The organism is Amycolatopsis sp. NPDC004772, from assembly GCF_053601215.1.
In genome coordinates this window covers 1-12,478 of sequence record NZ_JBSGBK010000094.1, presented here as the reverse complement: position 1 = coordinate 12,478, position 12,478 = coordinate 1, and the positions used below count along the sequence as shown (strand labels likewise).

Genomic DNA, 12,478 nt, shown 5'->3' with positions numbered 1-12,478 from the left:
GCGGACAGGGAGGGACCACATGGCTACACAGTTCCCGGAGCGGGTGCACTACCACTCCGGCGGTGGCGGCGACACCGGCGTGTTCGGGTACATCGTGCTCGGGCTGATCGTCTTGGGCATCATCGTGTTCATCATCGCGGTGATCGTGCGGGTGTCGAAGATGCGCCGCGAAGAGGCGCTGAAGAAGAGCGGGCAATTCCCGGCTTTCCCGCCGCAGCAAGGGTTTGCGGCGCCTCCGCCGGGGTTTGCGGGCGGGGGTGCGGCGGCGCCGGGGTTTGCGTCCGGGGGTTCTGCGGCGCCAGGGTTTGCGCCCGCGGGCTCTGCGGCGCCGGGGTTTGCGCCCGCGGGTTCTGCGGCGCCGGGATTCGCGCCGCCGTCGCAGGGATTTGCGGCCGCGGGTTCTGCGCCGCCGTCGCAGGGGTTCGCCGCGCCGCAGCCGGGCTTCGCGCCGGCCCAGCAGCCGGGGTATCCGCCTTCGCCGCAGCAGGGTTTCCCGCAGCAGCCGGGGTATCCGCCGGCGCCGCAGCAGTACGCGCCGCAGGGGCCGTCGTTCCCGCAGCAGCAACAGCTGCCGGGGCCGGGAGCGGGTCCGCAGAGCTGGTGATCGTCCCCTTCGACAGCGGTTCGCCGGTCCCGCCGTACGAGCAGGTCCGGTCCGGGCTCGCGACGCGCATCAACAACCGGACCCTGGCCGTGGGCACCAAGCTGCCCACGGTCCGCCGCCTGGCGGCCGACCTGGGCATAGCGCCGAACACGGTGGCGAGGGCGTACCGCGAGCTGGAGGAGGCGGGCCTGATCGAAACCCGGGGCCGAGCCGGAAGCTTCGTCGCGGCGGCAGGCGACCAGTCCCGCCGCAAGGCCCAGCAGGCGGCGGCGGAGTACGCGAAGACGACCCGTAAGCTCGGCCTCGCCGACGCCGAGGCACTGTCGATCGTCCGCGCGGCACTCGACGAGGGGGAGAGCTGATGGTGAGCGTGCTGATGCTGCTGATCATCCTGGTGGTGCTCGGCGGCATCGTCGGAGTGGTGCTGCTCATCGTGAACTCGAACAAGCCGAAGCAGCCGCCGTACCCGCCGCAGTACCCGGGCTACCAGCAGCCGGGCTTCGGCGGGCCGCAGCAGGGCTACCCGGGCCAGCAGCCGCCGGGTTACCCGCCGCAGCAGGGCTTCGGTGGGCCGGGTTACCCGGGGCAGCAGCCGCCGGGATTCCCGGGCCAGCAGCCGCCGTACCCGCCACCGCCGGGTGGCTACCCTCCCCAGCAGTAGGCCGGAGCTTCGCGGCCGCACCAGCCCGGCGGGCACCTTTCGCGCGCCGGCGGGCCATGTCACCCACACGGGACCGAGCGCCCATCGCAGCCCTCTCCGCGACCACGGCCGCCCTCGCGCTGCAGCAGCGCACACCACCCAGACGGGACCGCGCGCCCCGCCCGCAACCCGCCTTGGCACCTCACTCGCGAAGCGCAGCGTGCCCGCACCAGCGCCCATCACCCACACGAGCCCCCGCAACCACCGCCGTCACATCGCGCGATAGTCCCGCAGCTCAATCCTCGGCCCGAACCGTGGCCGCGTGTGTCCCGCAGCCTCCAGGTACCGCACCACCCGCTGCCGCTGCGGCGCGTACGGCGCCAGCACCTCCGCCATCCCCACGTCGTCCAGCTTCGTGCCCAGCACCGCGTTCCCCACCATCGAAGGGATGTTGTAGTCGCCGAAGCTCACCGCGTCCGGGTCGCCCCAGGCGCGCTGGGCGATCTCCGCCGCCGTCCACACTCCGATGCCCGGGACCTGGCGCAGCCAATGCCTTCCCTCGAGCCCGCCCAGCTCCACCGCCCGCTCCAGGTGGCCCGCCACGCGCGCGGCGTTCACCAGGGCCGTCCGCCGCTTGATGTCGACGCCCGCTCGGTGCCAGTGCCAGTCCGGCAGTGTGCTCAACGTCGAGGGCGTCGGCGGCACGCGCAGCCGCTCCGGCGCCGGGCCCGGGGCGTGCGTGCCGAAGCGGCGGCACAGCTCCGCCCACGACCGGATCGCCTCCTTGCCCGCCACCTTCTGCTCCAGCACCGCGAGCACCAGCCAGTCCCACACCACCCCGGTCGCCCCCAGCCGCAGGCCCGGGTTCGCCCGCCGGGCCCGCGCGACGACGTCGTGGTGCGCGACGAAGCCCGAATCGTCGTCATTCGCCCCCAGCAACGCCGGCACGCCCGTGAGCAGCCGGTCCTTCGCCGGGCCCCAGGCCGCGGCCTCGATGCGGCCGTCGGGCAGCCGGCGCAACGCCAGGGTTCCCGGTCCGTCCGGCGTGTTCGACGCCAGCCAGGTGATGCCGCGCTCGTCCGTGAGGATGTTGAGCGACCCGCGGCCGCGCTTCAGCGGACCCAGGACCCGGCCCAGGTCGACTTCGAACGCGGGACGCCAGAACATCGGGCTACGCGTCGCTCGAGAAGCGGACGGATCCGTCGGGCAGGACGACGTCCGGCCACACGCGGGCGCCGTCCAGGAGCTCGCAGCCGGCTCCCACCGACACGCCGTCGCCCAGCACCACGCCGCGCAGCACGGCTCCGGCGCCGACGCGGGCGCCGTGGCCGAGCACCGAGCGCTCGACGATCGCGCCCTCGGAGACCGCCGCGCCGTCGAACAGCACCGAGCCGTCGATCTTCGCGCCCGAACCCACCACGGCCGCGACGCCGATCGTCGAACCGCCGGACAGCTGGGCGTCCTCGGCCACCGACGCGCCGTCGAGCACCAGGAAGTCACCGGGACGGCCGGGCAGCGCCGACGTCGGCGCCAGTCCGCGCACGAGGTCGGCCGAACCACGCACGAACGCCTCCGGCGTACCGACGTCCAGCCAGTAGGACTCGTCGACGAACCCCTGGATGTGCGCGCCCTGCTCCAGCAACTGCGGGAACGTCTCGCGCTCGACCGACACCCGCCGCCCGGTCGGGATGGCCTCGATCACCGGACGGCGGAAGACGTAGCAGCCGGCGTTGATCTGGTTGGTCGGCGGGTTCGGCGTCTTCTCGAGGAACGCCTGGACGCGCCCGGTCTCGTCGGTCGGCACCGAGCCGAACCGGCTGGGGTCCGGCACGCGCTGCAGGTGCAGTGTGACGTCGGCCTCGGATTCGCGGTGGATGCGCAGCTGCTCGCCGAGGTCCGAGCCGGAGATGATGTCGCCGTTGAAGACGATCACGTGGTCGGCGCGCAGCTTGTCGTAGACGTTCCGGATCGCGCCCGCGGTGTCGAGCGGCTCCTCCTCGACCACGTACTCCAGGTCCAGGCCGATGGCCTTGCCGTCGCCGAAGTACTCCTCGAACACCTCCGCCCGGTAGCTCGTGCCCAGCACGACGTGCCGGATGCCGGCCTCGCGGATGCGGGAGAACAGGTGGCTCAGGTAGGGCGTCCCGGCGGTCGGGAGCATCGGCTTCGGCGCCGACAGGGTCAGTGGACGCAGGCGGGTGCCCTTGCCCCCGACCAGCACGACGGCATCGACCTCAACCTCGGACGTCACGGAAATCTCCTCTTGTATCACGCACCGCTGAGCGACAAGCCGCGGGAAACCCTGACGGAGGTCGCCCGGAGGGCCTACCCTAGACAGGAAACAGGCGGGCCTTTCCCCAGAGGGCCCCGGGTCAGTCGGGAGGCCGAGGGGATGGACCCCCGCGATCGGGCGGACGCCCTGCTCGCACGAGCCCAGGCGCGCGGTGTGTTCGTCGTGACACCCGACAGCGCGACGTCACCGATGGACTCGGCGAACACCCAGCAGATCCCGCGCGCGCAGATCGACGGGCTCGACCGCAGCCGCGACCCCGACACGACCACGCAGCTGCCGGCGTCGCTGATCGAGGAGAACGACCACCCGCTGGCCGGCGCGGCGCCGACCCGCCGGATGGAAGTCCAGGGCGGCCGCCGTCCGCAGTCGACGACACCGCTGAGCACGCCGTCGCCGACGACGCCGATGTCCACGCCGCTGGCGCGCCGGCCCCAGGCCGAGCAGATCACGAGCCCGCTGAAGGAGCCCGATCCGGAGGACACCGGCCTGGTGCCGACGGTGACGCAGAACATCGGCAAGTCCGACCTTTCACGCCGGCTCGACGGGATCTAGCGGGTCTCGAGCTTCAGCCGCACCGCGAGGCCGAGCTTCACGGCGGCCAGCACCGGCTTCCAGGCGAGCCCCTGGTGCCGGTCGGCGAGGTAGCGGTAGGCGCTGGCGTGGTGCGCGGCCAGCATCTTCTTCGACGCCTGCGACGTCGAGTGCCCGCCTTCGTGCGTGACGCGCGAGGTCGGCGCGTAGACGTTCAGCCAGCCGGCCTTGGCGAGCCGGTCGCCGAGGTCGACGTCCTCGAAGTACATGAAGTAGCGCGTGTCGAAGCCGCCGACGGAGTCGAACGCCTCCCGGCGGAACAGCTGGCACGAGCCGGACAGCCAGCCCGAGACGCGCTCGGCCGGGGTGCCGGTCTCCTGCCGGTACTGCTTCGTCCAGGGGTTGCCGGGCCAGACCTTCGCGAAGAGGGCGTGCCCGATGCCGCGCCCGAACGAGGGAAGCAGCCGCGCCGAGGGGTAGACGGTCCCGCCGACGTCGTGGATCAGCGGCCCGAAGGCACCCCCGCGCGGCCACCGCCGGGCGACCTCGAGCAGCGCGTCGAGCGACCCGGGCTCCCATTCGAGGTCGGGGTTGACGACGACCACCCAGCCGTAGGAGTCGTCGAGCTCGGCAACGCCCCGGTTCGCGGCGGTCCCGTAGCCGACGTTCTCCCCGATGGGGAGCAGCTGAACGTTCTTCCGATCGGCGGTGACCCGCTCAAGGGCACCTTCGACGGACGCGTTGTCCGCGACGACCACCTTGACCTCGCGCTCGGTGGCCTTCTCGAGGGTGTCGAGGAACCGCTCGATGGTGTCCTCGGAGAAGTAGGTCACGGTCACGACGCCGACATCGTCGCCATAGCGGGGGTGCTCAGTCACCCGGCCATTGTCCACGCGTCACCGAGGGTGAATCGGGTGCCCCGGCCCAGCGGCACGCGCAGAGAAATCTCCAGGTGGCAGGAGCCGGGCGCCGGAACATGTGACGCAAGGTGTGAACCCGATCGCTGAGTGTGCGGCGTCTCCATCGCGGTGCGTGCACACCCAAGACCGAGGAGGCCGCTCGCCAACGCTGTCTCACGCTGCTCGCGGAGCACCTGCTCGGGCTGCAGGCTCACCGGCTGGTCCTCGACTCACGCAATCACCGTGACGGAAACGATCGCCAGACCCTGCAGCGAGCGCTGGGCGTCCGGCCGTCGAAGACCGAACTCACCTACGAGCACGTCGACTCGACTGCCGAACCTCTGCTTTGGATCTCGGACGCGGTGGCTTGGTGTTTCGGAGCGGGCGGCGACTGGCGGCGACGTGCCGACCCGGTGATCGCGGAGCGCTTCGATCTCTGAACCAGCGAGAAGACAGCGAAAAGCCCGCGAGACGACCGTCCGGACGCGTCACGGGCTTTCATACTCGGCCCCACCGGGGCCTTGCACAGCCAGCATACCACCGCCGATCTCGGCCCGTGCCCCGTCAGCGGGTCCTCAGGTGGCGGGACCAGGCCTTGGCGTAGGCCTCCCGGTGCCGTTCCGCGGTCGTGGCCCACGAGAACTCCTTGGCCCGCTGCTGGGCCGCCGTCGCCAGCTCGGCTCGGCGGCCCGGGTCGGCCAGCAGCTCGCTCAACGCCGCCGCGACGTCGCCCGCGCCCACTCCGCAGTACGCCACCGCGTCGCCGCCCACCTCGGGCAGGGACAGCCTGCGCGTCGTCAGCACGCACGCGCCGCACGCCATTGCCTCCAGGACCGGCAGGCCGAACCCCTCGCCCAGCGATGGGTACGCGACGAGCGAAGCACCGCCCAGGAAGCCCGCCAGCGTCCCGAACGGCAGGTACCCCGCCCGGATCACGCGCAGCCGGTGCGGCACCGCGTCCAGCGCCCGCTCCACCTGCGTGTCCCAGCCCGGCTGGCCGGCCAGCACCAACGCCGGCGCGTCGGCGCGCCCGGCCACCGCCCGCGCGAAGCCGCGGATCAATGCCGGCACGTTCTTCCGCGGCTCCAATGCCCCCAGGAACGCCACGTACGGCGTCCGCCCCAGGCCGACCGCCGCGCGCGCCGCCGCGACCTCCGCCGGCGAGGGCGGGTGGAAGCGCTCGCTGTCCACTCCGTGGTGAATCACTTCCAGGGAAGCGTGCCGCACCGGGGCCACGCGGGTCAGCTCCGCGGCCGTCGCCGCCGAAGGCACGACGCACAGCGTTGCCCGCCGGAGCGCCGTCGCCGTCCAGGCGCGGAAAAACCGGGCTTTCACCGACGAGTGCAGCACCGCGTCGGTGAAGAACGTCGCGTCGTGCAGCGTGACCACCGAGGCGGCCGACGTCGCCAGCGGCATCGTGTAGTGCGGCGAATGGACGACGTCCGCGCCGAGGCGGCGGGCCAGGCGGGGCAGGGTCGCCTGTTCCCAGGTCAGGCGGGCCGTGCGGGTGGTCGTCGCCGGGGAGGCCGGCACGACCCGGGAGCGCGGCGCCAGCTGATCGTAAAGCTGCAGGTCGCGGGGCTGGCAGACGACGGTGATCCGCGCCCCGTCAGCGTCGAGCGCAGCGACGAGCGAGTCCACGTACCGGCCGACACCGCCGCGGTCCGCGGGAACCGCGGTCGCGTCGATCAGCACCCGGGGGTCATCGCTCACCCCAGCAGAGTACGGCGGCGCCCCCGCGCCATGGTGAGGAACTGGCAAACCGGGCTGGTCAGTGCGCGAACCGAGGCTCAGTCGTGCGCGCGGCGGTGGATCGCCCACACGGCCTCCGCCGCGCGGCGCCACGTGAAGGTCCGGGCCCGCTCCCGGCCCGCCCGCGTCAGCTCCGCCGCCTTCGACGGCGACCCCAGCACCTCGCGCAGCGCGGCCGTCAACGCCGCCGCGTCCCCTCGCGGCACCATCAGCCCGGCCCCGCCCGCCACCTCGGCCAGCGCCGGGACGTCGGTGTGCACCACCGGGATCCCGGCCGCCATCGCTTCCAGGAGGCCCAGCCCGAACCCCTCGGCGAGGCTCGGCACGGCCAGCACGTCGGCGCGGCGCAGCACGGTCGCCAGCTCGGCGTCCGACACCTTCCCGAGCACCTGCAGCCGCTCGGCGGGCAGGCCGCGCTCGGCCGCCAGCGCCGCCGGGTCGACGCCGCCCCAGCCCGGCTGGCCGGCCAGCACCAGCACCGTGCCTTCCAGGGCCGCGACCGCGTCGACCAGCACGTCGATGCCCTTGCGCGGCTCGATCGTGCCGACGGCCAGCACGTACCGCGCCGGCAGCTCCAGGTCCGCGTCACCGGCCGGCACCCGGACGCCGTGCGGCACCACGCGCACCGGCACGTCGACGTCGATGAGCACCGCCAGCTCGTCGGCGACGGCCCGGGTCGGCACGACCAGCCCGGACGCCCGCCGCGCGGCCCGCGCGATCATCGACCGGTGCCAGCTGACCCCGCGCGCGGTGAGCGTCTCGGGGTGGGTCCACGGCACGGTGTCGTGCACGGTCACGCTCAGCGTCTTCCCGGCGGGCGCGCGCGGCGGCGCGAACGGCGTCGGCGCGTGCACGGCGTCGCCGCCCGGCCACCAGAGCAGGCCCAGCTGCCACGCCGCGACCAGCGCCCGCGGCGGGATCCGCAGCACCCGCGGCCCGTCGACGCCGTCCAGCCGGGCCGCGTCGACGTCGGCGTGCCGCGCGACCACGCTGGACACCGTCCAGCCCGGCGGCGCGGTCTTCGCGAGCGCGGGCAGCAGCTCGGCCGTGTAGCGGCCGGTGCCACCGGGCACCGGCGCGAGGAGCTGCTCGGCGAGCACGACCAGTTCGGGCACGCGGCTATTGTGCGGGACGTGACCGCGAATCCCGCCACCACGGTGGTAGTCGTGACCTGGCGGGGCGCCGGGCAGATCACGGCCTGCCTCGACGCGCTCGCCGCGCAGAGCCGTCCACATCGGACGCTCGTGGTCGACAACGCCTCCGCCGACGGCACGGCCGCCCTGCTCGCGGCCCACTCTTCGCACCCGCAAGTCGTCCGGCTGCCGCGCAACACCGGGTACGCGGGCGCGCTCGCCGTCGCCCTGGAAAAGGTCCAGACCCCGCTCATGGCGTGGCTGAACGACGACGCCGAACCCGCACCGGACTGGCTCGCCACGCTGGAGGACACCCTCGAAGAGGCGCCGCTGGCCGCCGCGGCGACGTCCCGGCTCGTGCGTCCCGACGGCACCACGCAGTCCGCCGGCGTGCGGCTGACCGCCGACGGCCACGGCGCCGACGTCACCGAGCCCGCCGGCGAGGTGTTCGGCTTCTGCGGCGGCGCGGCCCTGCTGCGCACCGACGCGCTCAGGAGCGTGCACGGCGTCCCGGCCGGATTTTTCTGTTATTACGAGGACACCGACACGGCGTGGCGGCTGCGGCTGGCCGGGTGGGACGTCGTCGCGGCGCCCGGCGCCCGCGTCCGGCACGCCCACGGCGTCAGCAGCGAGCTGGGGTCGCCCCTGTTCCACCGCTGGAACGAGCGCAACCGCCTGCTCATGCTGCTGCGCTGCGCGCCCCGCGGCGTCGCGGTGAACCAGCTGCTCCGATTCGCCGTGTTGACAGCGGTGCTGCCGCTGCGCCCTGGGCGGCCCGCGGCGGCGAACTTCCGGTTCGGCCTGCGCTGCCGCGTGCTGGCCGAGGTGGCCGCGCGGCTACCAGCGACGTTGCGGACCCGCCGCAAGATCACCCGCCGCGCGGCTCTCGGCCGAGGCGCGGTCTGGGAGGCATGGGCGGGCCTTTAAGCTTGCTGGCAATCCGACGACAGGAGCTGGCTTTGGTGCAGGGGGAACCGCAACCGCTCGTCTCGGTGATCGTGGTGAACTACCACGGCGCCGAAGACACGATCACCTGCCTGCGCGCGCTCGCCGAGCACGACTACCCCGAGCTCGAGCTGATCTGCGTCGACAACTCCGCCGACCCGGCCGAAGCCGCGCGCCTCCGCGAGGCCGTTCCGCAGGCCCAGGTCGTCGAGGCCGGCCGCAACACCGGTTTCGCGGGCGGCTGCAACCTCGGCGCGAAGCACGCGAAGGGCACCGTCCTCGGCTTCCTCAACAACGACGCCCGCCCGGCGCCCGGCTGGGTCTCCGCCGCCGTCGCCGAGCTGCGCGCCCAGCCCGGCGTGGCCGCCGTGGCCAGCAAGGTCCTCGACTGGGACGGCACCGGCACCGACTTCGTCGACGGCGGCCTCACCTGGTTCGGCATGGGCTACAAGCGCCACGCCGGCACGCCACTGGCCGACGTCCCGGCGGCCGAGCACGAGGTCGCCAAGGACGTCCTGTTCGGCACCGGCTCGGCGATGTTCGTCCGGGCGGGCGTGTTCGCCGAGCTCGGCGGCTTCGACGAGCGGTTCTTCATGTTTTACGAGGACGTCGACCTCGGCTGGCGGCTCAACCTGCGCGGCTGGCGCGTCCGGTACGTCCCGGAGTCGCTGACGTTCCACCGCCACCACGCCACGATGGCCTCGGTCGACGCCCCGGAATCCGGCCGCGAGACGTTCCTCCTGGAACGCAACGCCCTGGCCGCGCTCTACAAGAACCTCTCCGACGAGACCCTGGTCAGGGCGCTGCCCGCGGCGCTCGCCCTGGCCGTGCGCCGGGCCACCGCCCGCGGCGAGCTGGACGCCACCCAGCTGGACCTCGAACACGGCGTCGGCCCGGTCGAGTCCGGCGACGTCGCCATCCCGCGCACCACGCTCGCCGGGCTGCTCGCGATCGACCAGTTCGTCGAGCAGCTGCCGTCGCTGGCCGAATCCCGAGCGGTCGAACAGGCCGCCCGCGTCCGCACCGACGCCGACCTGCTTCCGTTGCTGCGCAAGGCGTTGGAGCCGGCGTACCCGCTGCCGCGCTACCTGGCCGCGCACGACATCCTCGTCGAGGCGTTCGGCATCGAAAAGGCGTTCGGGCAGCGCCGGAAGATCCTGGTGATCACCGGCGACGCACTCACCGAGCGGATGGCCGGGCCGGCGATCCGCGCCTGGAACATCGCCCTCGCGCTCGCCGCCGAGCACGACGTCCACCTCATCACCACCAACCCCCTGGCCACGCCGCCGCCCGCGCCGTTCCGGGTCGGCGCGGGCAAGCACCGCGAGCTGGACGCGCCGATCGCCTGGGCCGACGTCGTCGTCCTGCAGGGGCACGTGCTGGAGCTGGCGCCGTCGCTGAAGAAGCAGCACAGCGGCAAGATCGTCGTCGCCGACCTCTACGACCCGATGCACCTGGAGCTGCTGGAGCAGGGCAAGGGTGTCCCCGACGACCAGCGCGCGGCCGACCTCGCCGGCGTCACCCGCGTCCTCGACGCCCAGCTCGAACGCGGCGACTTCTTCCTCTGCGCGTCCGAGCGGCAGCGGCACTTCTGGCTCGGCCACCTCGCCGCGATGGGCCGGCTTTCGCCGCGCCTCTACGACGCCGACCCGACGACGCAGTCGCTGCTCGCGGTCGTCCCCTTCGGGCTGCCCCCGGAAGCGCCGGTGCGCACCGGGCCGGGGCTGCGCTCGTCGCTGGGCATCGGCGGCACCGACCACGTCGTGCTGTGGGCGGGCGGGGTGTACAGCTGGTTCGACCCGCTGACCCTGGTCCGCGCGATCGATCGCCTGCGGCGCAACCGCAGCGACGTCCGGCTCGTGTTCCTCGGCATGAAGCACCCGAACCCCGAGGTCGCCGAGATGGACATCGGCGTGCGGACGATCCGGCTGGCCGACGCGCTGGGCCTGACCGGCAAGCACGTCTACTTCAACGAGCAGTGGGTGCCCTACCACGAGCGCCAGAACTGGCTGCTGGACGCGAACTGCGGCGTCACGACGCACTACGAGCACGTCGAGACGACCTTCGCGTTCCGCACCCGCGTCCTGGACTACCTGTGGGCGGGCCTTCCGATCGTCACCACCGACGGCGACGCGTTCGCCGACCTGGTGAGGACCGAACGCCTCGGCGTCGTCGTCCCGGCCGAAGACGACGCTGCTCTGGCCGACGCGCTCGAAAAGGCCTTGTACGACGAGGAATTCGCCGCGGGCTGCGTCGAGCGGCTGGCCGTCGTCGCGCAGCGGTTCGCGTGGCCGGAGGCGCTGAAGCCGCTGGTGGAGTTCTGCCGCGACCCGCGCCCGGCGGCCGACCGGCTGCCCGGCTCGGCGGACCTGGTGACGACGCCGCCGGTGCGCGGCCGGGCGATGCTGCGGCGGGACCTGGACCTGATCCGCGAATACCTCGACGCCGGCGGGCCCGCGGAGCTGGCCCGGCGCGTGGGCGGTCGCGCGGTGAAGGTCGCGAAGCAACGGCTTCGCCGTGGCTAGGTCTCTGAGCGTCCTCCTCGACGGCACCCCGCTGCTCGGCGCGCGCACCGGGATCGGCCGCTACACGGCCGCGCTGAGCGAAGAACTGGTGTCGATCCCGGAGGTCGACACACGCGCGGTGGCGTTCACCCTGCGCGGCTGGCGGCGGCTGCGCCACGTGCTCCCGTACGGCGCGCGCGCCCGGGGGATGCCGGTGGCGGCGCGGCTGCTGCGGGCGGCGTGGCTGCGGTCGGACTTCCCGCCGGTGGAGCTGTTCGCCGGCCCGACGGACGTGGTGCACGGGACGAACTTCGTGCTCCCGGGCCGCCTCCGCGCGGCGGGCGTGGTGACGATCCACGACCTGGCGTTCCTGGACAACCCGGCCGAGCTGGCCCCGAGCGACCGCGGCCTGCCGGACCTGGTCCGCCGCGGCGCCCGCCGCGCCAACGTCATCTGCACGCCGACGGCGGCGGTGGCAGACGCGGTGGCCGAGCGCCTCGACGTCTCCCGCGAGAAAATCGTGGTGACCCCGCTGGGCGTCAACCCGGCGTGGTTCACCGCCCGCCCCCCGGACGACGAGCGCCGCGCGCGCCTCGGCCTGCCTTCCCGCTACCTGTTGTTCGCAGGCGCGGCGGGACCGCGGAAGGGGCTGGACTGGTTGACGCGCACCCACGAGGCGGCGCCGGACCTGCCGGACCTGGTGTTCGCGGGCCCCGGCCCGTTCCCGCGCGGTGCCCGGCGGTCCCAGACCGGGTATCTGTCCGATGTGGACCTCCGCACGGTGGTGGCGGGTGCGTCGGCCCTGGTCCTTCCGTCGCGCGACGAGGGTTTCGGCCTGCCGGTCCTGGAGGCGATGGCCTCGGACGTCCCGGTGGTGTGCACGGACATCCCGGCGCTGCGCGAAGTGGCGGGCGAGTGCGCAAGCTTGGTCCCGTACGGCGACGTGGACGGCTTGGCGGAGGCGTTGCGCACGGCGGTGACGGACCCGCACGCGGTGGCGACATCGGCATCCCGCCGGGCCCACGCGGCCAACTTCACGTGGCGAACGTGCGCGGAGCTGACGGTGGGCGCCTACCGGCTCGCCTCCGGCCGCCACTGAAGCGCCCCAATGTGGCGTTGGTTGCGTCCAACGCACCCAATGTGGCGTTGGGTGGGTGTGTGGGCCCGCACGCCACCT

General features: G+C 73.5%; 13 protein-coding genes. 8 read left to right on the top strand and 5 right to left on the bottom strand.

Annotated features, from left to right (window positions below; translation table 11 throughout):
* Positions 1-19: 19 nt before the first annotated feature.
* The 3 genes from ACWEF6_RS36230 to ACWEF6_RS36220 are packed head-to-tail and all read left to right on the top strand — an operon-like array spanning position 20 to position 1,265.
* On the top strand, positions 20-604 hold the full coding sequence (locus ACWEF6_RS36230) for a hypothetical protein (protein ID WP_449687075.1): 585 nt from the start codon (positions 20-22) through the stop codon (positions 602-604).
* Positions 601-966, top strand: a complete 366-nt coding sequence (locus ACWEF6_RS36225; protein WP_449687074.1) for a GntR family transcriptional regulator — start codon at positions 601-603, stop codon at positions 964-966. The genes ACWEF6_RS36230 and ACWEF6_RS36225 overlap by 4 nt, the downstream gene beginning before the upstream one ends.
* Positions 966-1,265, top strand: a complete 300-nt coding sequence (locus tag ACWEF6_RS36220; protein ID WP_449687073.1) for a hypothetical protein — start codon at positions 966-968, stop codon at positions 1,263-1,265. The genes ACWEF6_RS36225 and ACWEF6_RS36220 overlap by 1 nt, the downstream gene beginning before the upstream one ends.
* 249 nt (positions 1,266-1,514) lie before the next feature.
* Here the strand turns inward: ACWEF6_RS36220 and ACWEF6_RS36215 are convergent, their stop codons facing one another.
* Positions 1,515-2,411 (bottom strand): DNA-3-methyladenine glycosylase family protein, encoded by an 897-nt coding sequence (locus ACWEF6_RS36215; protein WP_449687072.1) that lies wholly within the window; start codon positions 2,409-2,411, stop codon positions 1,515-1,517.
* Positions 2,412-2,415: 4 nt separating this feature from the next.
* On the bottom strand, positions 2,416-3,495 hold the full coding sequence (locus tag ACWEF6_RS36210) for a sugar phosphate nucleotidyltransferase (RefSeq protein ID WP_449687071.1): 1,080 nt from the start codon (positions 3,493-3,495) through the stop codon (positions 2,416-2,418).
* Between the two features lie 141 nt (positions 3,496-3,636).
* Here ACWEF6_RS36210 and ACWEF6_RS36205 point away from each other — a divergent pair, with 141 nt between their 5' ends.
* The gene (locus ACWEF6_RS36205) at positions 3,637-4,089 is read left to right on the top strand and encodes a hypothetical protein (RefSeq protein ID WP_449687069.1); all 453 of its coding nucleotides are present in this window, start codon (positions 3,637-3,639) and stop codon (positions 4,087-4,089) included.
* Here the strand turns inward: ACWEF6_RS36205 and ACWEF6_RS36200 are convergent.
* Positions 4,086-4,946, bottom strand: a complete 861-nt coding sequence (locus ACWEF6_RS36200) for a glycosyltransferase family 2 protein (protein ID WP_449687068.1) — start codon at positions 4,944-4,946, stop codon at positions 4,086-4,088. The two genes, ACWEF6_RS36205 and ACWEF6_RS36200, sit on opposite strands and share 4 nt — an antisense overlap.
* A gap of 131 nt (positions 4,947-5,077) precedes the next feature.
* Here ACWEF6_RS36200 and ACWEF6_RS36195 point away from each other — a divergent pair, with 131 nt between their 5' ends.
* A complete protein-coding gene (locus ACWEF6_RS36195; RefSeq protein ID WP_449687067.1) occupies positions 5,078-5,407 on the top strand; it encodes a hypothetical protein in 330 nt (109 codons plus the stop codon).
* A 124-nt stretch (positions 5,408-5,531) separates the two neighbouring features.
* Here ACWEF6_RS36195 and ACWEF6_RS36190 read toward each other — a convergent pair whose 3' ends face one another.
* Together ACWEF6_RS36190 and ACWEF6_RS36185 are read right to left on the bottom strand one after the other, a co-directional pair.
* Complete coding sequence (locus ACWEF6_RS36190; protein ID WP_310971364.1) at positions 5,532-6,662, bottom strand: glycosyltransferase family 4 protein; 1,131 nt, start codon at positions 6,660-6,662, stop codon at positions 5,532-5,534.
* 95 nt (positions 6,663-6,757) lie between these two features.
* On the bottom strand, positions 6,758-7,834 hold the full coding sequence (locus tag ACWEF6_RS36185) for a glycosyltransferase family 4 protein (RefSeq protein ID WP_449687066.1): 1,077 nt from the start codon (positions 7,832-7,834) through the stop codon (positions 6,758-6,760).
* 9 nt (positions 7,835-7,843) lie between these two features.
* On the opposite strand from ACWEF6_RS36185, the gene ACWEF6_RS36180 reads away from it, so the two are divergent.
* From ACWEF6_RS36180 to ACWEF6_RS36170, 3 genes are read left to right on the top strand one after another with little or no spacing between them, the layout of a single operon-like run.
* Positions 7,844-8,779: a glycosyltransferase family 2 protein gene (locus tag ACWEF6_RS36180; RefSeq protein ID WP_449687065.1), complete on the top strand. Its 936-nt coding sequence runs from the start codon at positions 7,844-7,846 to the stop codon at positions 8,777-8,779.
* Positions 8,780-8,811: 32 nt separating this feature from the next.
* Positions 8,812-11,322 (top strand): glycosyltransferase, encoded by a 2,511-nt coding sequence (locus ACWEF6_RS36175; protein ID WP_449687064.1) that lies wholly within the window; start codon positions 8,812-8,814, stop codon positions 11,320-11,322.
* Positions 11,315-12,400 (top strand): glycosyltransferase family 4 protein, encoded by a 1,086-nt coding sequence (locus ACWEF6_RS36170; RefSeq protein ID WP_449687063.1) that lies wholly within the window; start codon positions 11,315-11,317, stop codon positions 12,398-12,400. Before ACWEF6_RS36175 ends, ACWEF6_RS36170 begins: the two co-directional genes overlap by 8 nt.
* The last annotated feature ends 78 nt before the right edge of the window (positions 12,401-12,478 follow it).

Excerpts from the sequence above, each read along its gene's own strand:
- ACWEF6_RS36205 (WP_449687069.1), top strand. The coding sequence starts at position 3,637 with ATGGACCCCCGCGATCGGGCGGACGCCCTGCTCGCACGAGCCCAGGCG.
- ACWEF6_RS36215 (WP_449687072.1), bottom strand. The coding sequence starts at position 2,411 with ATGTTCTGGCGTCCCGCGTTCGAAGTCGACCTGGGCCGGGTCCTGGGT.
- ACWEF6_RS36230 (WP_449687075.1), top strand. The coding sequence starts at position 20 with ATGGCTACACAGTTCCCGGAGCGGGTGCACTACCACTCCGGCGGTGGC.
- ACWEF6_RS36220 (WP_449687073.1), top strand. The coding sequence starts at position 966 with ATGGTGAGCGTGCTGATGCTGCTGATCATCCTGGTGGTGCTCGGCGGC.